The sequence below is a fragment of the Variovorax sp. W1I1 genome (assembly GCF_030815625.1).
GTDB classification, from domain to species: Bacteria; Pseudomonadota; Gammaproteobacteria; order Burkholderiales; family Burkholderiaceae_C; genus Variovorax; species Variovorax paradoxus_C.
Window position 1 is genome coordinate 6,881,820 of record NZ_JAUSWZ010000001.1, and the last position, 21,626, is coordinate 6,903,445.

Annotated in this window: 16 protein-coding genes and 5 tRNA genes; all 21 read left to right on the forward strand. The window is 64.1% G+C overall.

Translation table 11 applies throughout. From position 1 onward, the window contains the following. Positions 1 to 30: 30 nt before the first annotated feature. The 21 genes from trpC (at position 31) to QFZ83_RS32065 (ending at position 21,601) form a co-directional block, all read left to right on the forward strand. The gene (gene trpC / locus QFZ83_RS31965; RefSeq protein ID WP_307512410.1) at positions 31 to 831 is read left to right on the forward strand and encodes an indole-3-glycerol phosphate synthase TrpC; all 801 of its coding nucleotides are present in this window, start codon (positions 31 to 33) and stop codon (positions 829 to 831) included. Then, a complete protein-coding gene (locus QFZ83_RS31970; RefSeq protein ID WP_307512411.1) occupies positions 828 to 1,535 on the forward strand; it encodes a uracil-DNA glycosylase in 708 nt (235 codons plus the stop codon). The genes trpC and QFZ83_RS31970 overlap by 4 nt, the downstream gene beginning before the upstream one ends. Positions 1,536 to 1,643: 108 nt before the next feature. Further along, positions 1,644 to 1,729 (forward strand) — tRNA-Tyr (locus QFZ83_RS31975). A 65-nt stretch (positions 1,730 to 1,794) separates the two neighbouring features. Then, positions 1,795 to 1,868: transfer RNA gene (locus tag QFZ83_RS31980), tRNA-Gly, on the forward strand. A gap of 40 nt (positions 1,869 to 1,908) precedes the next feature. Next, positions 1,909 to 1,983 (forward strand) — tRNA-Thr (locus QFZ83_RS31985). Positions 1,984 to 2,056: 73 nt separating this feature from the next. After that, positions 2,057 to 3,250: an elongation factor Tu gene (gene tuf, locus QFZ83_RS31990; RefSeq protein ID WP_013539103.1), complete on the forward strand. Its 1,194-nt coding sequence runs from the start codon at positions 2,057 to 2,059 to the stop codon at positions 3,248 to 3,250. Positions 3,251 to 3,271: 21 nt separating this feature from the next. Beyond that, positions 3,272 to 3,347 (forward strand) — tRNA-Trp (locus QFZ83_RS31995). Positions 3,348 to 3,451: 104 nt separating this feature from the next. Further along, on the forward strand, positions 3,452 to 3,835 hold the full coding sequence (gene secE / locus QFZ83_RS32000) for a preprotein translocase subunit SecE (protein WP_007831049.1): 384 nt from the start codon (positions 3,452 to 3,454) through the stop codon (positions 3,833 to 3,835). Continuing rightward, positions 3,836 to 4,447, forward strand: a complete 612-nt coding sequence (gene nusG / locus QFZ83_RS32005; protein ID WP_176659878.1) for a transcription termination/antitermination protein NusG — start codon at positions 3,836 to 3,838, stop codon at positions 4,445 to 4,447. 146 nt (positions 4,448 to 4,593) lie between these two features. After that, positions 4,594 to 5,025 carry a 50S ribosomal protein L11 gene (rplK, locus tag QFZ83_RS32010; protein WP_013539105.1) on the forward strand — a complete coding sequence of 144 codons (432 nt, stop codon included), beginning with the start codon at positions 4,594 to 4,596 and terminating at the stop codon, positions 5,023 to 5,025. Further along, positions 5,026 to 5,724: a 50S ribosomal protein L1 gene (gene rplA / locus QFZ83_RS32015; protein WP_013539106.1), complete on the forward strand. Its 699-nt coding sequence runs from the start codon at positions 5,026 to 5,028 to the stop codon at positions 5,722 to 5,724. 246 nt (positions 5,725 to 5,970) lie between these two features. Then, complete coding sequence (rplJ, locus tag QFZ83_RS32020) at positions 5,971 to 6,507, forward strand: 50S ribosomal protein L10 (RefSeq protein ID WP_013539107.1); 537 nt, start codon at positions 5,971 to 5,973, stop codon at positions 6,505 to 6,507. A 43-nt stretch (positions 6,508 to 6,550) separates the two neighbouring features. Then, positions 6,551 to 6,928: a 50S ribosomal protein L7/L12 gene (gene rplL / locus QFZ83_RS32025; protein ID WP_013539108.1), complete on the forward strand. Its 378-nt coding sequence runs from the start codon at positions 6,551 to 6,553 to the stop codon at positions 6,926 to 6,928. 302 nt (positions 6,929 to 7,230) lie between these two features. Further along, entirely contained in the window at positions 7,231 to 11,355 is a 4,125-nt protein-coding gene (gene rpoB / locus QFZ83_RS32030; protein ID WP_307512416.1) for a DNA-directed RNA polymerase subunit beta, read from the forward strand. Positions 11,356 to 11,376: 21 nt separating this feature from the next. Continuing rightward, the gene (gene rpoC / locus QFZ83_RS32035; protein WP_013539110.1) at positions 11,377 to 15,606 is read left to right on the forward strand and encodes a DNA-directed RNA polymerase subunit beta'; all 4,230 of its coding nucleotides are present in this window, start codon (positions 11,377 to 11,379) and stop codon (positions 15,604 to 15,606) included. Positions 15,607 to 15,713: 107 nt separating this feature from the next. Beyond that, positions 15,714 to 16,322 carry a lema family protein gene (locus tag QFZ83_RS32040; protein ID WP_307512417.1) on the forward strand — a complete coding sequence of 203 codons (609 nt, stop codon included), beginning with the start codon at positions 15,714 to 15,716 and terminating at the stop codon, positions 16,320 to 16,322. Between the two features lie 124 nt (positions 16,323 to 16,446). Continuing rightward, positions 16,447 to 17,772, forward strand: a complete 1,326-nt coding sequence (gene rsmB / locus QFZ83_RS32045; RefSeq protein ID WP_307512853.1) for a 16S rRNA (cytosine(967)-C(5))-methyltransferase RsmB — start codon at positions 16,447 to 16,449, stop codon at positions 17,770 to 17,772. Beyond that, complete coding sequence (locus QFZ83_RS32050) at positions 17,759 to 18,400, forward strand: DUF4390 domain-containing protein (RefSeq protein WP_373424183.1); 642 nt, start codon at positions 17,759 to 17,761, stop codon at positions 18,398 to 18,400. Before rsmB ends, QFZ83_RS32050 begins: the two co-directional genes overlap by 14 nt. Then, positions 18,397 to 20,727: an ATP-binding protein gene (locus tag QFZ83_RS32055; RefSeq protein ID WP_307512418.1), complete on the forward strand. Its 2,331-nt coding sequence runs from the start codon at positions 18,397 to 18,399 to the stop codon at positions 20,725 to 20,727. Before QFZ83_RS32050 ends, QFZ83_RS32055 begins: the two co-directional genes overlap by 4 nt. A 78-nt stretch (positions 20,728 to 20,805) precedes the next feature. After that, positions 20,806 to 21,507: a response regulator gene (locus QFZ83_RS32060; RefSeq protein WP_013539115.1), complete on the forward strand. Its 702-nt coding sequence runs from the start codon at positions 20,806 to 20,808 to the stop codon at positions 21,505 to 21,507. A gap of 18 nt (positions 21,508 to 21,525) precedes the next feature. Next, positions 21,526 to 21,601 (forward strand) — tRNA-Phe (locus QFZ83_RS32065). Positions 21,602 to 21,626: the final 25 nt, after the last annotated feature.

Sequence of the window (21,626 nt, forward strand, 5' to 3'; positions counted from 1 at the left end):
GCCCCTGAAAAAAAGAAAGCATCACAAGCCATGTCCGACATCCTCGACAAGATCGTTGCCGTCAAGCGCCAGGAAGTGGCGACGGCGCTGAAGCGCGCGCCGCTCGAAGCCGTTCGCTTCGACGCCGAAAGCCGCGTACTCACGCGCGATTTCGAAGCCGCCCTGCGCGCCAAGATCGCTGCGGGCCAAGCCGCCGTGATCGCCGAAGTCAAGAAGGCCAGCCCGAGCAAGGGTGTGCTACGAGAAGACTTCATTCCGGCCGACATTGCCCAGAGCTATGCGGAGGGTGATGGCAAGGTCAGCGCGGCGTGCCTCTCGGTGCTGACGGACAAGCAGTTCTTCCAGGGCGGCGTGGACTATCTCAAGCAGGCCCGCGCTTCGTGCGACCTGCCGGTGCTGCGCAAGGATTTCATCATCGACGCGTACCAGGTGTACGAGTCGCGCGCGATGGGCGCCGATGCCATCCTGCTGATTGCCGCGTGCCTGGACGATGCGCAGATGAAGGACTACGAAGCGATCGCGCGCGGGCTTGGCATGGCGGTGCTGGTGGAGGTGCACGATGCGGCCGAACTCGATCGCGCGCTGAAGCTCAAGACGCCGCTCATCGGGGTCAACAACCGCAATCTGCGCAACTTCGAGGTGTCGATCCAGGCCACGATCGACCTGCTGCCGAAGCTGCCGGCCGATCGGTTGCCGGTGACCGAATCGGGCATCGGCACGCGCGAAGACGTTGCCACGCTGCGTGCGGCGGGCGTCAACGCCTTCCTGGTCGGTGAAGCCTTCATGCGCGCCAAGGAACCCGGCGAGGCCCTCGCTGCGTTGTTCGAATGAACCGGCCGGATCAGCTGTCGAGCAGCGATCCTGCCGACTGGCCTGTAGCGTCGGGCTGGCAGCTGCTGGTCGACGATTTTTTTGCGGGCATCGTGGGACAGAAACTGCTCGGCTTCCTGCGCGAGCGCCTCGATGCGCACGCCGTGATCTTTCCGCCGCAACCGCTGCGGGCTCTGGAATTGACGCCGCCCGAAGACGTGCGCGTCGTGATCCTGGGCCAGGACCCGTACCACGGTCGCGGACAGGCCGAAGGACTCGCGTTCTCGGTCGCGCCCGGCGTGGCGCTGCCGCCGTCGCTGCGCAACATCTTCAAGGAACTCCAGCGCGACCTTGGCACGGCGCCGCCGCAGTTTCCGAATCCGGGTGGCAGCCTAGTGAAGTGGGCGACGCATGGCGTGCTGCTGCTCAACACCTGCCTCACGGTGGAAGAAGCCCAGCCGGCGAGCCATTCAGGGCGGGGTTGGGAAGTGCTGACCGATGCCGTCATCCGACATGTATCAGACGGCGCAAAACCTGTTGTTTTTATGCTGTGGGGTTCGCATGCGCAAAGTAAGCGTGCGTTGATCGATGTTGGGCGCCACAAGGTGCTGATGTCGAATCATCCGTCGCCACTTTCCGCGTTACGTCCGCCGGTGCCGTTCATCGGATGTGGTCATTTCGGCGAAGCGCGAGCTTGGCGGGAGGCGCATCAGGGAGGCGGTTGAATTCGCGGATAATCCGCGCAGTTCATGCCTCGGGGCAGTTCTCTCGCTTCTTCTTGGTGCTGGGAGTTCTGTGTAGTCACAAAACCGTGCTATATTTCGAGGTTCGCCGGAGAGGTGGCCGAGTGGTTAATGGCAGCAGACTGTAAATCTGCCCTCTTACGAGTACGCTGGTTCGAATCCAGCCCTCTCCACCAGCGATGAATTTGGTTTCTAAGAGCGATTGGATCTAGCGCTTTGGGTGCCTTGAAGTGCCCCTGATGCGGGAGTAGTTCAATGGTAGAACCCCAGCCTTCCAAGCTGATGACGCGGGTTCGATTCCCGTCTCCCGCTCCAGAGACCCGGTTCGACGCCGGAAGCGATTGGTTAGACAAAAGCCCTTTTGGCTCAGTGGTAGAGCACTCCCTTGGTAAGGGAGAGGTCGCGGGTCCGATTCCCGCAAAGGGCACCAGTTTCTGGGGGTTGCAACGGCAGATTTGCAACCCATCTGCATACGTTGAAATCGTTTTTTTCGGAGTCGAAAAATGGCAAAAGGTAAATTCACCCGCACCAAGCCGCACGTGAACGTGGGCACGATCGGTCACGTTGACCACGGCAAGACGACGCTGACGGCTGCGATCGCAACCGTTCTGTCGGCCAAGTTCGGCGGCGAAGCCAAGGCTTACGACCAGATCGACGCAGCGCCCGAAGAAAAGGCCCGCGGCATCACGATCAACACCGCGCACGTCGAGTACGAAACGGCCAACCGCCACTACGCACATGTCGACTGCCCCGGCCACGCCGACTATGTGAAGAACATGATCACCGGCGCCGCTCAAATGGACGGCGCCATCCTGGTGTGCTCGGCCGCCGACGGCCCGATGCCCCAGACCCGTGAACACATCCTGCTGGCTCGCCAAGTGGGCGTGGGCTACATCATCGTTTTCTTGAACAAGTGCGACATGGTGGACGACGCCGAGCTGCTCGAGCTGGTCGAAATGGAAGTGCGCGAGCTCCTGGACAAGTACGAATTCCCTGGCGACGACACCCCGATCATCCACGGCTCGGCCAAGCTCGCCCTGGAAGGCGACAAGGGCAAGCTGGGCGAAGAAGCCATCATGAAGCTGGCCGAAGCGCTGGACACGTACATCCCGACGCCCGAGCGCGCCGTGGACGGCACGTTCCTGATGCCTGTGGAAGACGTGTTCTCGATCTCGGGTCGCGGCACTGTCGTGACCGGCGCCGTCGAGCGCGGCGTGATCAAGGTTGGTGAAGAAATCGAGATCGTCGGCATCCGCCCGACCGTCAAGACCACCTGCACCGGCGTGGAAATGTTCCGCAAGCTGCTGGATCAAGGTCAAGCTGGCGACAACGTCGGCGTGCTGCTGCGCGGCACCAAGCGCGAAGAAGTCGAGCGCGGCCAAGTGCTGTGCAAGCCCGGCTCGATCAAGCCGCACGTGCACTTCACCGCCGAGGTGTATGTGCTGTCCAAGGACGAAGGTGGCCGTCACACGCCGTTCTTCAACAACTACCGTCCCCAGTTCTACTTCCGCACGACGGACGTGACCGGCGCGATCGAGTTGCCCAAGGACAAGGAAATGGTCATGCCTGGCGACAACGTCAGCATCACCGTCAAGCTGATCAACCCGATCGCGATGGAAGAAGGCCTGCGCTTCGCCATCCGTGAAGGCGGCCGTACCGTGGGTTCGGGCGTCGTGGCAAAGATCCTCGACATCTAAGCCGAGCGAAAAGAGTACCGGAGGGGTATAGCTCAATTGGCAGAGCGTCGGTCTCCAAAACCGAAGGTTGTAGGTTCGATTCCTACTGCCCCTGCCACCTAGGTGGCACTCCGAAAAAAGCCCATCGTGACCCGATGGGCTTCGGCGTCTCAAGAGGCGCATTGAATTGAAGGTCGAAAGACCACAGGAAATCAGCCGAACATGGCCACTTCTCAAATCGAAACCGTGAGCACGGGCGCCGACAAGGCCAAATTGGCCGCGGCCGTGGTGCTGGCAGTGGGCGCCATCGTGGCGTTCTACCTGCTGTCGCGCCAAGGCTCGCTGGTGCAATGGGCTGCGCTGCTGGTCGGCCTGGCTGCAGCCGTGGGCGCGTTCGGCAGTTCGGAGAATGGCCGTCAGTTGTGGGCCTTCGGCCGCGACTCGTGGCGCGAGGTCAAGAAGGTCGTCTGGCCGACCCGCAAGGAAGCGATGCAGATGACGGCCTATGTGTTCGCCTTCGTGGCGATCATGTCCGTCTTCCTCTGGCTCACCGACAAGACGCTCGAATGGGTGTTTTTCGACCTCATTCTGGGCTGGAGAAAATAAATGACCGACGACGCAGTTGAAACCACGCCGAGCGCGCCCGAGGAAGAAAACACCTCCGTGCTGGCTCCCGCCGCCAACCCCGATCTGCGTTGGTACGTGGTGCATGCCTATTCGGGCATGGAGAAGGCCGTCGAGCGCAACATCACCGAGCGCATCAACCGCGCCGGCATGCAAGACAAGTTCGGCCGCATCCTGGTCCCGACCGAAGAAGTGGTCGAGATCAAGAACGGCCAGAAGCGCACCACCGAGCGCCGCTTCTTCCCAGGCTACGTGCTGGTCGAAATGATCATGGACGACGAGAGCTGGCACCTGGTGAAGCACACCAACAAGGTGACCGGTTTCGTGGGCGGCGCCAAGAACCGTCCTGCTCCGATCTCGCAGAAAGAGGTCGAGGACATCGTCAGCCAGATGCAGCAGGGCACCGAGAAGCCGCGCCACAAGGTCGAGTTCACCGTCGGCGAATTCGTGCGCGTCAAGGAAGGCCCGTTCACCGACTTCAATGGCACGGTGGAAGACGTCAATTACGAGAAGAGCAAGGTCAGCGTGTCGGTCATGATTTTCGGCCGCTCCACGCCCGTCGAACTCGAATTCAGCCAGGTCGAGAAGACCTGAGCCTCGGGCCAATCTCAGGTTAATTGGCCTGAACCATTTCCGGCTGCGCGTTATCCGACTCGGCGCGCGGCCTTGAGCAGAAGAGTCGTTAAACCCCGGGGAGCCGCGGCGAAAGCCAAGGCGATATCACCCGCAAGGAGCAAAAAATGGCGAAAAAAATCGTCGGCTTCGTCAAGCTGCAAGTGCCAGCTGGTAAGGCCAACCCATCACCACCGATCGGTCCCGCACTGGGCCAACGTGGTTTGAACATCATGGAGTTCTGCAAGGCGTTCAATGCGCAAACGCAGAGCTACGAGCCGGGTCTGGCGCTGCCGGTGGTCATCACCGCGTTCGCCGACAAGAGCTTCACCTTCATCATCAAGTCGCCGCCCGCCGGCGTGCTGATCAAGAAGGCGATCAAGCTGGACAAGGGTTCGGCTCGCCCGCACCTGGACAAGGTCGGCAAGATTACGCGCGCTCAGCTCGAAGAAATCGCCAAGACCAAGATGAAGGACCTGACGGCCGCCGACATGGACGCCGCGGTTCGCACCATCGCCGGTACTGCCCGCTCGATGGGCGTGAATGTGGAGGGCGTGTAAATGTCCAAGATCACCAAGAAGCAAAAAGCGCTCGAAGGCAAGGTCGACAGCAACAAGCTGTACCCGCTGGCTGACGCGATCGTCATCGTCAAGGACGCCGCCACCGCCAAGTTCGACGAATCGATCGACGTGGCCGTGCAACTGGGCATCGACGCGAAGAAGTCGGACCAGGTCGTTCGTGGCGCCGTCGTGCTGCCCAACGGCACCGGCAAGACCAAGCGCGTGGCTGTGTTCGCCCAAGGCGCCAAGGCTGAAGAAGCCAAGGCCGCCGGCGCCGACATCGTCGGCATGGACGACCTCGCTGCGATGGTCAAGGCTGGCGACATGCCTTTCGACGTCGTGATCGCTGCCCCCGATGCCATGCGCGTCGTCGGTACGCTCGGCCAGATCCTCGGCCCGCGCGGCCTGATGCCCAACCCCAAGGTTGGCACCGTGACCCCTGACGTCGCCACGGCAGTGAAGAACGCCAAGGCTGGTCAGGTTCAGTTCCGCGTCGACAAGGCCGGCATCGTGCACGGCACGATCGGCCGTCGTTCGTTCGACAACGACAAGCTGCAGGGCAACCTCGCCGCGCTGATCGATGCTCTGGTCAAGGCCAAGCCGGCGACCAGCAAGGGCGTGTACCTGCGCAAGGTGGCTGTGTCGTCGACCATGGGTCTGGGTGTCCGCGTGGACACGCAAACCATCTCGGCGAGCTAAAGAGATTGGCCCGGCTCCGAAAGGAGCAGGGCGAATGTGGTGGGTCGCGGCAGCTTCGGTTGCCGTGAGCCATCCAAGACCGCTGGTGTGCAGGGCGCTGCACTTAATGGCCGGATCGATCCTTCCGGTACCCAGCGCAGATGGCGATCCCGCTGCGAGGAATTTGATTTTTGTTCCGAACAGTTGGTCGCTGCATGAAGCGCGATCCGAGGCCCCGGCCGAAGGTCGCATTAAAAGGAGTAGACCTTGAGTCTGAATCGCAGTGAGAAAGAAGCGGTCATCAGTGATGTGACCAGCCTCGCCGCTAAAGCTCAAACGCTCGTGATGGCGGAATACCGTGGCATCACGGTTGCCGATATGACCAAACTGCGCAGCGAAGCTCGCAGCAAGGGTGTGACCCTCAGCGTGTTGAAGAACACGCTGGCACGCCGTGCTGTCGCTGGTAGCGCATTCGAAGTCGTCGGTGACCAGATGACCGGTCCGCTGATCTACGGCTTTTCCGAAGACGCAGTGGCCGCCGCCAAGGTGGTGGCCGACTTCGCGAAGACCAACGACAAGTTGGTGATTCGCGGTGGCGCGTTTGGCGGCAAGGCCCTGGACGTCAACGGCGTGAAGCAACTGGCCAGCATCCCTTCCAAGGAAGTGCTGCTGTCCCAATTGCTGGGCTTGATGCAATCCCCCGTTTCCCGCACGGCACGCGTTCTCGCGGCGCTGGCTGCGAAGCGTGGCGAAGGCGAAGCTGCACCCGTCGCCGAAGCACCGGCAGAAGCGCAGGCTGCTTAAGCCTTGCGTTTGAAGTATTCAACCCAATTGTTAGGAAACAAAAATGGCATTCGATAAAGACGCATTTCTGACCGCGCTCGACAGCATGACGGTCCTGGAACTCAACGACCTGGTCAAGGCCATCGAAGAGAAGTTCGGCGTGAGCGCCGCAGCAATGGCCGCTCCGGCCGGCGCTGGTGGTGGTGCCGCTGCTGCTGCAGTGGAAGAGCAGACCGAATTCAACGTCGTGCTGGCCGATGTCGGCGCGAACAAGGTGTCGGTCATCAAGGCCGTGCGCGAAATCACCGGCCTGGGCCTCAAGGAAGCCAAGGACCTGGTGGAAGCCGCTCCCAAGGCTGTCAAGGAAGCCCTGTCCAAGGCTGACGCTGAAGCCGCCAAGAAGAAGCTGGAAGAAGCCGGCGCCAAGGTGGAACTGAAGTAATTCAGACCCCCTAGAGGGCTGGAGGCGCCTGAAAAGGCCCTCCAGCCTTTGCCGCTTTCAGAGCGCACCCAAAAGCCGGCTTGATGCCAGCTTTCCCGGAGACCGCCAAGGTTGACGGAAAAGCCAGATCAAGACGATTTTTGAGTGTCTTCTGACCCCGACTGCAGAAGACCCCTTGGTTCGGGCGATGTGCAACGCATCGCTGTCCGCCAACGGCTGGTAGTGGCCAGCCGCCAAGCAGTGGTGCCGTTCGTCCCGGCATTGCTGACAAGTCGCTGAAGATCTCAAGCTCCGGAGCTCTCATGGCCCAATCGTCCGCGTACAGTTACACCGAACGCAAGCGCATCCGAAAAAGTTTCGGTAACCGCGACAGCGTCGTCGAAATCCCCTACCTGCTGCAGATGCAGAAAGACGCGTACACCGCGTTCCTGCAAGCCGGCATCGCCCCCAAACAACGCACCGTCGAAGGCCTGCAGGCCGCGTTCGACGCCGCGTTCCCGATCGTCTCGCACAACGGTTTTGTCGAGATGAAGTTCCTCGAGTACAACCTCGCGAAGCCGGCTTTCGACGTGCGTGAGTGCCAGACCCGCGGTCTGACTTTCGCCTCGGCCGTGCGCGCCAAGGTCCAGCTCATCATCTATGACCGCGAGTCGTCGACGTCGCAGTCCAAGGTGGTCAAGGAAGTGAAGGAACAAGAGGTCTACATGGGCGAAGTGCCGCTCATGACCGAAAAGGGTTCGTTCATCATCAACGGCACCGAGCGCGTGATCGTGTCGCAGCTGCACCGTTCGCCCGGCGTGTTCTTCGAACACGACAAGGGCAAGACGCACAGCTCGGGCAAGCTCCTGTTCTCGGCCCGCGTGATTCCTTACCGCGGCTCGTGGCTCGACTTCGAGTTCGACCCGAAGGACATGCTGTACTTCCGCGTGGACCGTCGCCGCAAGATGCCGGTCACGATCCTGCTGAAGGCCATCGGCCTGAACCCGGAATCGATCCTCGCGAACTTCTTCGTGAACGACAACTTCCGCCTGATGGACAGCGGCGCCCAGATGGAGTTCGTCTCCGAGCGCCTGCGCGGCGAAGTCGCGCGCTTCGACATCACCGACAAGTCGGGCAAGGTCGTGGTCGCCAAGGACAAGCGCGTCACCGCGCGCCACACGCGTGAACTGGAGCAGTCGAACACCACGCACATCAGCGTGCCGGAAGACTTCCTGGTCGGCCGCGTCATCGCCCGCAACATCGTGGACGCCGATTCGGGTGAAATCCTGGCCAAGGCCAACGACGAACTGACCGAAGCGCTGCTCAAGAAGCTGCGCACGGCCGGCGTGCAGGACATTCAGGTCATCTACACGAACGAACTGGACCAGGGCGCGTACATCTCGCAGACCCTGCGCATCGACGAAACGGTCGACGAGTTCGCAGCCCGCGTGGCCATCTACCGCATGATGCGCCCCGGCGAGCCGCCGACGGAAGACGCGGTGCAGGCTCTCTTCCAGCGCCTGTTCTACAACCCGGACACGTACGACCTGTCGCGCGTGGGTCGCATGAAGTTCAACGCCAAGGTCGGCCGCGACGAATCCACCGGCCCGATGGTGCTGACCAACGAAGACATCCTGGCCGTGGTCAAGATCCTCGTTGACCTGCGCAACGGCAACGGCGAAGTCGACGACATCGACCACCTGGGCAACCGCCGCGTGCGTTGCGTCGGCGAACTCGCCGAGAACCAGTACCGCACCGGCCTGGCACGTATCGAGAAGGCCGTGAAGGAACGTCTGGGCCAGGCCGAGCAAGAGCCGCTGATGCCGCACGACCTGATCAACAGCAAGCCGATCTCGGCCGCGCTGAAGGAATTCTTCGGCGCGTCGCAGCTGTCGCAGTTCATGGACCAGACGAACCCGCTGTCCGAAATCACCCACAAGCGCCGCGTGTCGGCCCTTGGCCCGGGTGGTCTGACGCGTGAACGTGCAGGCTTCGAAGTGCGCGACGTGCACGTGACCCATTACGGCCGCGTCTGCCCGATCGAAACACCCGAAGGCCCGAACATCGGCCTGATCAACTCGCTGGCCCTGTACGCCCGCCTGAACGAATACGGTTTCATCGAGACGCCGTACCGCCGCGTGGTCGACAGCAAGGTCACCAACGAGATCGACTACCTGTCGGCCATCGAAGAAGGCAAGTACGTCATCGCCCAGGCCAATGCGGCCCTGGACAAGGACGGCGTGCTGACCGGCGACCTGGTTTCGGCACGTGAAGCCGGCGAATCGATCCTGGTCGGTGCCGAGCGCATCCAGTACATGGACGTGTCGCCCGCGCAGATCGTGTCGGTGGCTGCCTCGCTCGTGCCGTTCCTGGAGCACGACGATGCGAACCGCGCGCTGATGGGCGCCAACATGCAGCGTCAGGCCGTGCCCGTGCTGCGCCCCGAAAAGCCGATGGTCGGTACCGGTATCGAGCGCGTTTCCGCGGTCGACTCGGGCACCGTGGTCACGGCTTCGCGCGGCGGTATCGTCGACTACGTCGATGCGACCCGCGTGGTGGTGCGCGTGAACGACGCCGAAGCGGCAGCCGGTGAAGTCGGTGTGGACATCTACAACCTGATCAAGTATCAGCGTTCGAACCAGAACACCAACATCCACCAGCGTCCGATCGTCAAGCGCGGCGACAAGATCGCCAAGGGCGACGTGATCGCCGACGGCGCATCGACCGACCTCGGCGAACTGGCCCTCGGCCAGAACATGCTGATCGCGTTCATGCCCTGGAACGGCTACAACTTCGAAGACTCGATCCTGATCTCCGAACGCGTCGTCGCCGAAGACCGCTACACCTCGATCCACATCGAGGAACTGGTGGTGATGGCTCGCGACACGAAGCTGGGCGCGGAAGAAATCACGCGCGACATCCCGAACCTGGCAGAGCAGCAGCTCAACCGCCTCGACGAATCCGGCATCATTTATGTCGGCGCCGAAGTGCAGCCGGGCGACACGCTGGTGGGCAAGGTCACGCCGAAGGGCGAGACCACGCTGACGCCGGAAGAGAAGCTGCTTCGCGCCATCTTCGGCGAGAAGGCTTCCGACGTGAAGGACACCTCGCTGCGTGTGGATCAGGGCTCGCAAGGCACTGTGATCGACGTGCAGGTGTTCACCCGCGAAGGCATCACGCGCGACAAGCGCGCCCAGCAGATCATCGACGACGAGCTCAAGCGCTTCCGCCTTGATTTGAACGACCAGCTTCGCATCGTCGAAGCCGACGCGTTCGACCGTATCGAGAAGCTCCTGACCGGCAAGGTCGCCAATGGCGGCCCGAACAAGCTGGCCAAGGGCACCAAGCTCGACAAGGCCTACCTGTCGTCGGTCGAGAAGTTCCACTGGTTCGACATCCGCCCGGCGGAAGACGAAGTGGCGACGCAGCTCGAATCGATCAAGAACTCGCTGGAGCAAACGCGCCACAGCTTCGACCTCGCGTTCGAAGAAAAGCGCAAGAAGCTCACGCAGGGCGACGAGCTGCCCGCGGGCGTGCTCAAGATGGTCAAGGTCTACCTGGCCGTCAAGCGCCGCCTGCAACCCGGCGACAAGATGGCCGGCCGCCACGGCAACAAGGGTGTGGTGTCCAAGATCGTTCCGGTCGAAGACATGCCCCACATGGCCGACGGCACGCCGTGTGACATCTGCCTGAACCCGCTGGGCGTGCCTTCGCGGATGAACGTGGGCCAGGTGCTCGAAGTGCATCTGGGCTGGGCCGGCAAGGGCATCGGCCAACGCATCGGCGACATGCTGCAGCAAGAGGCCAAGGTGGCCGAAGTGCGCAAGTTCATGGAGCAGCTGTACAACGGCTCGGGCCGTCCGGAAGACCTCTCCCAGCTCAGCGATACCGACGTGCTCGCCATGGCGGCCAACCTGCAAAGCGGCGCGACCTTCGCCACGCCGGTGTTCGACGGCGCCTCGGAAGAAGAAATCCGCGGCATGCTGAAGCTCGCCTACCCGGACGACATCGCCAAGCTCAAGGGCCTGACCGATACGCGCACGCAGGCCTACCTATACGACGGCCGCTCCGGCGACCAGTTCGAGCGTCCCGTCACCGTGGGCTACATGCACTTCTTGAAGCTGCACCACTTGGTGGACGACAAGATGCACGCCCGCTCGACCGGCCCGTACTCGCTCGTCACGCAGCAACCGCTGGGCGGCAAGGCGCAGTTCGGCGGCCAGCGTTTCGGGGAAATGGAAGTGTGGGCGCTGGAAGCTTACGGCGCCGCCTACGTCCTGCAGGAAATGCTGACCGTGAAGTCCGACGACGTGCAAGGCCGTACCAAGGTGTACGAAAGCATCGTCAAGGGCGAGCACTCGATCGAAGCCGGCATGCCGGAATCGTTCAACGTGCTGGTCAAGGAAATTCGTTCGCTGGGGCTCGACATCGAGCTCGAGCGTTCTTAAGTTGAAAAGGGAAAGAGTCTTATGAAATCGCTACTCGACCTGTTCAAGCAATTCACGCCCGATGAGCATTTCGATGCCATCAAGATCGGCATGGCTTCGCCCGAGAAGATCCGTTCGTGGTCTTTCGGTGAAGTGAAGAAGCCAGAGACGATCAACTACCGCACGTTCAAGCCCGAGCGCGACGGTCTCTTCTGCGCCAAGATCTTCGGCCCCATCAAGGACTACGAGTGCCTGTGCGGCAAGTACAAGCGCCTGAAGCACCGCGGCGTGATCTGCGAGAAGTGCGGCGTTGAAGTCACGCAGACCAAGGTGCGTCGCGAGCGCATGGGTCACATCGACCTGGCCGCGCCCTGCGCCCACATCTGGTTCCTGAAGTCGCTGCCGTCGCGTCTGGGCCTCGTGCTCGACATGACACTGCGCGACATCGAACGCGTGCTGTACTTCGAAGCCTATGTGATCACCGATCCCGGCATGACCCCGCTGAAGAAGTTCGGCATCATGTCCGAGGACGACTACGATGCCAAGCGCAAGGAATTCGGCGATGAATTCGTTGCCAAGATGGGCGCCGAAGGCATCAGGGATCTGCTCGAAGGCATCGAACTCGACAGCGAGATCGAGCGCCTCCGCGGTGACCTGACCGGCTCCGAAGTCAAGGTCAAGAAGAACTCCAAGCGCCTGAAGGTGCTGGAAGCCTTCCGCAAGTCGGGCATCAAGCCCCAGTGGATGGTGCTCGAAGTGCTGCCCGTGCTGCCGCCGGACCTGCGTCCGCTGGTGCCGCTGGACGGCGGCCGCTTCGCGACCTCCGACCTGAACGACCTGTACCGCCGCGTCATCAACCGCAATTCGCGTCTGCGCCGCCTCCTGGAGCTCAAGGCTCCGGAAATCATCGCGCGCAACGAAAAGCGGATGCTGCAGGAGGCTGTCGACTCGCTGCTGGACAACGGCCGTCGCGGCAAGGCCATGACGGGCGCGAACAAGCGCGCACTCAAGTCGCTGGCCGACATGATCAAGGGCAAGAGCGGTCGTTTCCGCCAGAACTTGCTGGGCAAGCGCGTGGACTACTCGGGCCGTTCGGTCATCGTGGTGGGCCCGACGCTCAAGCTGCACCAGTGCGGCCTGCCCAAGCTGATGGCGCTCGAGCTGTTCAAGCCCTTCATCTTCTCGCGCCTGGAAGCCATGGGCATCGCGACGACGATCAAGGCTGCCAAGAAGGAAGTCGAATCGGGCACGCCGGTGGTCTGGGACATCCTGGAAGAAGTGATCAAGGAACACCCGGTCATGCTGAACCGTGCGCCTACGCTGCACCGTTTGGGCATCCAGGCGTTCGAGCCGATCCTGATCGAAGGCAAGGCGATCCAGCTGCACCCGCTGGTTTGCGCCGCCTTCAACGCCGACTTCGACGGCGACCAGATGGCCGTTCACGTGCCGCTGTCGGTGGAAGCGCAGATGGAAGCCCGCACGCTGATGCTGGCCTCCAACAACGTGCTGTTCCCGGCTTCGGGCGAACCGTCGATCGTTCCTTCGCAGGACGTGGTGCTGGGTCTGTACTACACGACCCGCGACCGCATCAACGGCAAGGGCGAGGGCCTGATCTTCTCCGACATCGGTGAAGTGCAGCGCGCGCTGGACGCCAACGAAGTCGAACTCACCGCCAAGGTGGCAGTGCGTATCACGGAATACACCAAGGACAAGGAAACCGGCGTCTTCACGCCGTCGACCTCGCTCGTGGACACCACCGTGGGCCGCGCCCTGCTGTCCGAGATCCTGCCGAAGGGCCTGCCGTTCTCGAACATCAACAAGGCGCTGAAGAAGAAGGAAATCTCCAAGCTCATCAACGTCTCGTTCCGCAAGTGCGGCCTGAAAGAGACCGTCGTGTTCGCCGACAAGCTGCTGCAGAACGGCTTCCGCCTGGCGACCAAGGCCGGTATCTCGATCGCGATCGACGACATGCTGGTGCCCGCCGAGAAGCACGGCATCATCGAGCGCTCCGCCAAGGAAGTGAAGGAGATCGAACAGCAGTACGTCTCCGGTCTCGTGACCTCCGGCGAGCGCTACAACAAGGTGGTGGACATCTGGGGCAAGGCCGGCGACGAAGTGTCGAAGGTCATGATGGCCAAGCTGTCCAAGCAGAAGGTCATCGACCGCCACGGCAAGGAAGTCGAGCAGGAGTCGTTCAACTCCATCTACATGATGGCCGACTCCGGCGCCCGCGGTTCCGCAGCGCAGATTCGCCAGGTGGCCGGCATGCGTGGCCTGATGGCCAAGCCGGACGGCTCGATCATCGAGACGCCCATTACCGCGAACTTCCGCGAAGGCCTGAACGTGCTGGAGTACTTCATCTCCACCCACGGTGCCCGTAAGGGTCTGGCCGACACGGCGCTGAAGACGGCGAACTCGGGTTACCTGACCCGTCGTCTGGTCGACGTGACGCAAGACTTGGTCGTGACCGAGCAGGACTGCGGCACGCACGGCGGCTACCTGATGCGCGCGATCGTCGAAGGCGGTGAAGTGATCGAGTCGCTGCGCGACCGAATCCTCGGCCGCTCGGCTGCGGACGACGTGCTGCACCCGGAAAACCGTTCGGTGCTGCTGAAGGCCGGCGAGATGTTCGACGAAGACAACATCGAAGTCCTGGAAGCCCAGGGCGTCGACGAAGTCAAGGTCCGCACCGCGCTGACCTGCGAAACCCGCTTCGGCATCTGCGCGACCTGCTATGGCCGCGACCTGGGTCGCGGCGGCCTGATCAACATCGGCGAAGCCGTCGGTGTGATCGCGGCGCAGTCGATCGGCGAACCCGGCACGCAGCTGACGATGCGTACGTTCCACATCGGTGGTGCGGCATCGCGTGCGGCCATCGCTTCGAGCGTGGAAGCCAAGTCGAACGGTTCGATCGGCTTCAACGCCACGATGCGCTACGTGACCAACAGCAAGGGCGAATTGGTCGTGATTTCGCGTTCGGGCGAGATCGTCATTCATGACGAGCACGGCCGTGAGCGCGAGCGCCACAAGGTGCCGTACGGCGCGACCCTGGCCGTCAAGGCCGACCAGCAGATCAAGGCCGGCCACGTGCTCGCCAACTGGGATCCGCTGACGCGCCCGATCATTACCGAGTTCGCCGGCAAGACGCAGTTCGAGAACGTCGAGGAAGGCCTCACGGTCGCCAAGCAGGTGGACGAAGTGACTGGCCTGTCGACCCTGGTCGTGATCGATCCGAAGCGCCGCGGCGCTGCCAAGGTCGTGCGCCCGCAGGTGAAGCTCATCGACGCCTCCGGCGCCGAAGTGAAGATCCCGGGCACCGACCACTCGGTGACGATCGGCTTCCCGATCGGCTCGCTGGTGCAGATCCGCGACGGCCAGGACGTGGGCCCCGGCGAAGTGCTGGCGCGTATTCCGGTCGAAGGCCAGAAGACCCGCGACATCACCGGCGGTCTGCCGCGTGTTGCCGAGCTGTTCGAAGCGCGCTCGCCGAAGGACAAGGGCATGCTGGCCGAAATGACCGGTACCGTGTCGTTCGGTAAGGAAACGAAGGGCAAGATTCGCCTGCAGATCACCGATCCCGAAGGCGGCGTCTACGAAGACCTCGTGCCGAAGGAAAAGAACATCCTGGTGCACGAAGGCCAGGTGGTGAACAAGGGCGAGTCGGTGGTCGACGGTCCGGCGGACCCGCAGGACATCCTGCGCCTGCTGGGTTCGGAAGAACTGGCGCGCTACATCGTGGACGAAGTGCAGGACGTGTACCGCTTGCAGGGTGTGAAGATCAACGACAAGCACATCGAGGTGATCGTTCGCCAGATGCTGCGTCGCGTCGTGGTCGACAACATCGGCGAGACCGGCTACATCTCCGGCGAACAGGTCGAACGCAGCGAAATGCTCAACACCAACGACGCCCTGCGCGCCGAAGGCAAGATCCCCGCGACGTTCACGAACCTGCTGCTGGGTATCACGAAGGCATCGCTGTCGACCGACTCGTTCATCTCGGCTGCTTCGTTCCAGGAAACGACGCGCGTGCTGACCGAAGCCGCGATCATGGGCAAGCGCGACGAGCTGCGCGGCCTGAAGGAAAACGTCATCGTCGGCCGCCTGATTCCCGCAGGCACCGGCATGGCTTACCACCAGGCTCGCCGGGCCAAGGATGCGATGGACGACGCCGAGCGCCGCGCCATCGCCGAATCGGAAGCTGCCGAACTGGCGGGTTCCTCGAGCGATGCGACGAGCACGGCCGACGCCAGCGAAGGCGCCGCGACCGAATAAGCGGCTAGCATCACCGGCCATGACCGGTACCCCACGCCCCCCGACCGCCTCCGGTTGGGGGGCGTTTTTCTTTGTGCTTTCCTGATGATGATGAGGTGTCGTTTCCGATGAGCGTGTTGCCCGAATCGCTGGCCAGCTGGATCGTCATTGCGGTGCTGTTGTTCTGGTTTGTCGGCGCCTACAACCGGCTGGTGCGCCTGCGCGCGGCCGTGCTGCAGTCCTATGCGACGCTCGATGCGGCTTTGGGCAGGCAGCTCGATTTCGTCCAGGCCAGCATCAGCGCCGCACCGCAACAGGACCCGCCATCGCAGGAGCTCCTGTCGTCGATCGCGCCGCTGCAGGCGGCCACCACCCAGCTGGCCACCTTGCTGGGCGCAACGCGGCTTCATCCGCTCGATGCCGGCGGCATGGCCGCGCTGGGCACGGCACTGCAGGTGCTGATTTCCGCCTGGCAGCGCCAGCATCCGGATGCGGTGACGGTCTTCGATGCCGACGGGACGCTGTCGCGGCCCGTGTCGGCGCAGCCTGGCGCTGTCGCCGTCGCCACGCCGAACGCAGCCGAGCCGATCGCCTGGCCCGAACCCTCGGCAGCCGCGGAAATCGCACGCAGCCAGTTCAACCTGGCGGTGAGGAACTACAACGAGGCGATCGTCCAGTTCCCTGCGCTGCTGGTGGCATGGGCCGTGCGTCTGCGTCCGGCCGCACCCCTGCGCTGAGAGGCTGAAAGGCCGTCGTTTCCTTTTTTACATTGCATGGCGTAGTGCCTTTGGCCCGCCCTTTACCATCCGCCCCAACTTGTCCGAACTACCTTCCGATTCCCCCGGCAACGCAGCGCCCTCGCTGCAGCCACCGCTGTGGCGCCAACTGCAATTGACGGCAGGGGCGCTGGCGTCGATCCGCGCCGGCACCTCGGGCTCCGTCGCGTTCGAGGCCGTCGAACCCGCGCTGCGGCCCGGCGTGCAGGCGCTCGGCTTCCAGGTGCTGCGCTGGCTCGGCCGCGCCGAGGCGCTGCGCCGCCACCTGGCCAAGCGCACGCCGCCGCCGCTGCCCGACGCCTTGCTCTGCACCGCGCTGGGCCTCGCCTGGGACCCCGAACGTGCGCCCTACGAGCCCTTCACGCTGGTCGACCAAGCCGTCGAGGCCGCCAAGCGCAACCCGGCGACCCGGGCGCAGGCGAGCTTCATCAACGCGTGCCTGCGCCGATTTCTTCGGGAGCGCGATGAACTCGTCGCCATCACCGACCAGGAACCGGTCGCGCAATGGAACCATCCGCGCTGGTGGATCGAGAAGCTCAAGCGCGACCATCCCCGTGACTGGCAGCGGATATTGAATGCGAACAACGCCCAGGCGCCGATGACTTTGCGCGTCAACGCCCTGAAGTCCACGGCCGCTGCTTATTTATCAGAGCTGGAGGCCGCGGGCCTTGCGGCCACGCGCGTCGGCGCCAGCGGCCTCCAGCTGGGGCGCGCGCGGCCGGTGCAGCAGCTGCCCGGCTTTGCGGACGGCGCTTGCTCGGTTCAGGACGCGGCCGCGCAGATGGCGGCGCCCCTGTTGCTCGAAGGACTGCTGCCGGCGAAGCGCGGTGCCGCGCCGCTGCGTGTGCTCGACGCCTGCGCCGCCCCGGGCGGCAAGACGGCGCACCTGCTCGAACTGGCCGGCCCGGGCGCCGCCGAGGTGATCGCCCTCGAGGTCGACCCTGTCCGCAGCCGCCGGATCGACGAGACCCTGGCCCGCCTCGGCCTGCAGGCCAAGGTGGTGGTGGCGGACGCGGCGCGTCCCGCCGACTGGTGGGATGGCACGCCTTTCGACGCCATCCTGCTCGACGCCCCATGCACCGCCTCGGGGATCGTGCGCCGTCATCCGGATGTCCGATGGCTGCGCCGTGAGAGCGACACCGCCCAGTTGGCGGGCCAGCAAGCCGCGCTTCTTGCCGCGCTTTGGCCACTTGTAAGGCCCGGCGGCCGCCTCCTTTACTGCACCTGTTCCGTCTTCCGGGAAGAGGGCTCGCAACAAATTGATGCGTTCCTTGCACACAACACTGACGCACGATTGCAACCGTCCCCGGGCCATTTGCTGCCTCAAAGCGGGGGGAATGTCCGTGGCGTCCCGGACAATCCCTCAGGTGACCACGACGGCTTCTTCTACGCCCTGCTTGAAAAACGCTGAGTCCGCTCGGCCGCGCCGAGCGGTCCTGCTGGCCGTGTTCCTGCTGGCCTGGGCACTGATGCTGACCTTCCTGCCGGCCCCGGCGGCCGCCCAGAACCGCCCGGGCGCGGCGATCACCCAGATGCGGCTGGAGCAGTCCGACGACGGCGTCTATCTCAGCGCTGCCGTGCAGTTCGAGCTGCCGTCGCTGGTCGAGGAGGTGCTCGACAAGGGCATCGCCATCTATTTCGTGGCCGAGGCCGAGATGTACCAGGAGCGCTGGTACTGGACCGACCGCAAGGTCGCCCAGGTCACGCGCCACATGCGGCTGGCCTACCAGCCGCTGACCCGCCGCTGGCGGCTCAACGTGTCGCCGGTGCCGATCACCGGTGCCGCCGGTTTCGGCATCTCCCTGAACCAGAATTTCGACAGCCTGGGCGATGCGCTGGAAGCCATCAAGCGCATCGGCCGCCTGCGCATGGGTGACGCGGCCGAAATAGGCGACGACCCGCTGCACCAGGTGACGTTCCGCTTCCGCCTCGACACCTCGCAGTTGCCGCGGCCGTTCCAGATCGGCGTGGTCGGGCAGGCCGACTGGAACATCTCGACCGAACGCACCGCGCGTCTCGCGCTGGAGAAGCAGCGGTGAGCAGCAAACCGCGCAGCGGCGCAGCGGCCACACCCGCCGCACGCCGCTCGCGCGCGATGCGCTGGGCCGTGGGCGTCGGCGCGGCCATGGTCACGGCCATCGGCTTGGTGCTGATGTTCCTCTTGGCCCAGGCCACCAACAACCGGGAGCTCTACGAGCGCTACTACGTGCGCCTGTTCGGCATCAACGTCGTGGTGGCGGTGCTGCTGGTGCTGGTGATCGGCTGGGTCGCCTTCCGGTTGGCGCGGCGGTTGCGCCAGGGCAAGTTCGGCAGCCGGCTGCTGATCAAGCTGGCGGCGATCTTCGCGCTGGTGGGCGTGGTGCCGGGGGCGCTGGTGTACGTCGTGTCGTATCAGTTCGTCGAGCGCTCGATCGAGAGCTGGTTCGACGTCAAGGTCGAAGGCGCACTCGACGCCGGCCTGAACCTCGGGCGCGCCACGCTCGATTCGCTCTCCGACGACCTCGCGGCCAAGACGCGCGCCGCCAGCGCCCAGCTCTCGCAGGTGTCCGATGCGAGCGCCGGCCTCGCGCTGGAGCGCATTCGCGACCAGCTCGAGGCGAGCGACGTGGTGCTGTGGACCGGGACCGGCCAGCTCATCGCCGGCGCGGGCACCTCGCGCTTCCAGCTCAACCCAGAGCGGCCGACCGCGCAGCAGTTTCGCCAGGTGCGTCCCGACCGCCCGCTCGCGCACATCGAGGGGCTGGACGAAACCGCCGCGCCCGGCGCCACCCAGCCCGTCGCGAGCGTGCGCGCGCTTGCCATGGTGCAGCGGCCGGGTTTCGATTTCGACACCGCGCCGCGCTACCTGCAGGTCACGCGGCCGCTGCCGCCGGCCGTGGTCAAGAACGCGCTCGACGTGCAGGAGGCCAATCGCGAATACCAGGAGCGGGCGCTCGCGCGCGGGGGCCTGCGCCGCATGTACATCGGCACGCTCACGCTGAGCCTGTTCCTCGCGGTGTTCGGCGCGGTGCTGCTGGCCGTGCTGTTCGGCAATCAGCTCGCGCGTCCGCTGCTCGTGTTGGCCGACGGCGTGCGGCAGGTGGCGGCCGGCGACCTGCGCCCCACCGCCGTGCTGCAGGGCAAGGACGAACTGGGCGGCCTCACGCGCTCGTTCGCCGTCATGACGCAGCAGCTGGCCGACGCCCGCGGCGCAGTCGAAAAGACCATGGGCCAGCTCGACGCGGCCCGCGCCAACCTGCAGACCATCCTGGACAACCTGACCTCGGGCGTGATCGTGCTCGACGCCAAGGGCACCGTGCTCTCGACCAACCCGGGCGCGACCCGCGTGCTGCGCGCGCCGCTCGCGGCCTACGAAGGCCAGGCGCTGGTCGACGTGCCCGGCCTGGCCGACTTCGGCGCCAAGGTGCAGCAGCAGTTCGACGACTTCCTGGTCGAGCGCATGCAGCACGGCCTCGATCATTGGCAGCACGCCTTCGAGCTGCACGCCACCGGCATGGACCTGCCTCAGCAGGACGGCGCGATCAACATCGTTGCGCGCGGCGCGGAGCTGCCCGGCGCCGCGCGGCTCTTGGTGTTCGACGACATCTCCGAGATCGTGTCGGCCCAGCGCGCGCAGGCCTGGGGCGAGGTGGCGCGGCGCCTGGCGCACGAGATCAAGAACCCGCTCACGCCGATCCAGCTTTCGGCCGAGCGGCTCGAGATGAAGCTCTCGGGCAAGGTCGCGGCGCCGGAGCAGGCGATTCTGGTGAAGTCGGTGAAGACCATCGTCGACCAGGTCGATGCGATGAAGCGGCTGGTGAACGAATTCCGCGACTACGCGCGGCTGCCCGCGGCCGATTTGAAGCCGGTCGATCTGAATGCGCTGCTGGCCGACGTGCTGCAGCTCTATCACGCCGAGAACCTGCCGATCGTGCTGCGCTCCGAGCTCGATGTGCGCTGCCCGCCGATCCGCGGCGACGAGCAGCAGATCCGCCAGGTCATTCACAACCTGCTGCAGAACGCGCAGGACGCCGCCGAGGCCGCGGCCAGCAGCACGGGCAGGGCGGGCGAGGTCGTCATCCGCACCCGACTGGGCGATTCGGGCCAGCGCGTGCGCCTCACGGTGCAGGACAGCGGCCCGGGCTTTGCAGAAAACATCTTGAAGCGCGCGTTCGAACCCTACGTCACGACGAAAACAAAAGGTACCGGTTTGGGGCTCGCGGTGGTCAAGAAGATCGCCGACGAGCATGGTGCGCGCATCGAGCTTTCCAACCGCGTTGTCGACGGGGCTGTGGCAGGGGCGCAAGTCTCGCTATCATTCGCGCTGGCAGGCGAGCCGCGGGCAGCGGCCGCTCACACCGAAGACTCGAAGTCTTCCACCGCCTGAGCGCCACGAAATCCAGCGCGAGGGCGCTGGACAGGCCAGCGGACAAACACATACCAGCGCACACAACAAGCAGCACTCATGGCAAACATTCTCGTGGTCGATGACGAGCTGGGCATCCGGGACCTGCTCTTCGAAATTCTCAATGACGAAGGCCACAACGTGGAACTCGCGGAGAACGCGGCCGAGGCACGCGCCGCACGTCAGCGCGCGCGGCCCGATCTCGTATTGCTCGACATCTGGATGCCCGACACCGACGGCGTCACGCTGCTCAAGGAATGGTCCACCGCCGGCCTCCTGAGCATGCCCGTCATCATGATGAGCGGCCACGCCACCATCGACACCGCGGTCGACGCGACGCGCATCGGCGCCTTCGCCTTCCTCGAAAAACCCATCACGCTGCAGAAGCTGCTCAAGGCTGTGGAGCAGGGGCTCGCACGCGAGAGCGCACGGCGCGCCGCAGCAGGCGTGGTGCCCGCGCCGGTCGGCGGCCATCAGGCAGCAGCGATCACCACGACGGGCGACAGCATGCTGATGGCGTCGCTGGCCTCGGTGCCGGTTCCGGATGCAGGTCCGCAATCGACCCAGAGCTTCGACCTCGACCGCCCGCTGCGCGATGCGCGCGATGGCTTCGAGAAGGCGTACTTCGAATTCCACTTGGCGATGGAGAACGGTTCGATGACCCGCGTCGCCGAGAAAACCGGCCTGGAGCGCACCCATCTTTATCGCAAGCTCAAACAATTGGGCGTTGATCTTTCAAGAGGGCGCAGAAGCGCTGTATAATTTAGGGCTGCACACAAAGGCCCGGTAGCTCAGTTGGTAGAGCAGCGGATTGAAAATCCGCGTGTCGGTGGTTCGATTCCGCCCCAGGCCACCATTTTTCTTTCTCGGTAGATCCCAAG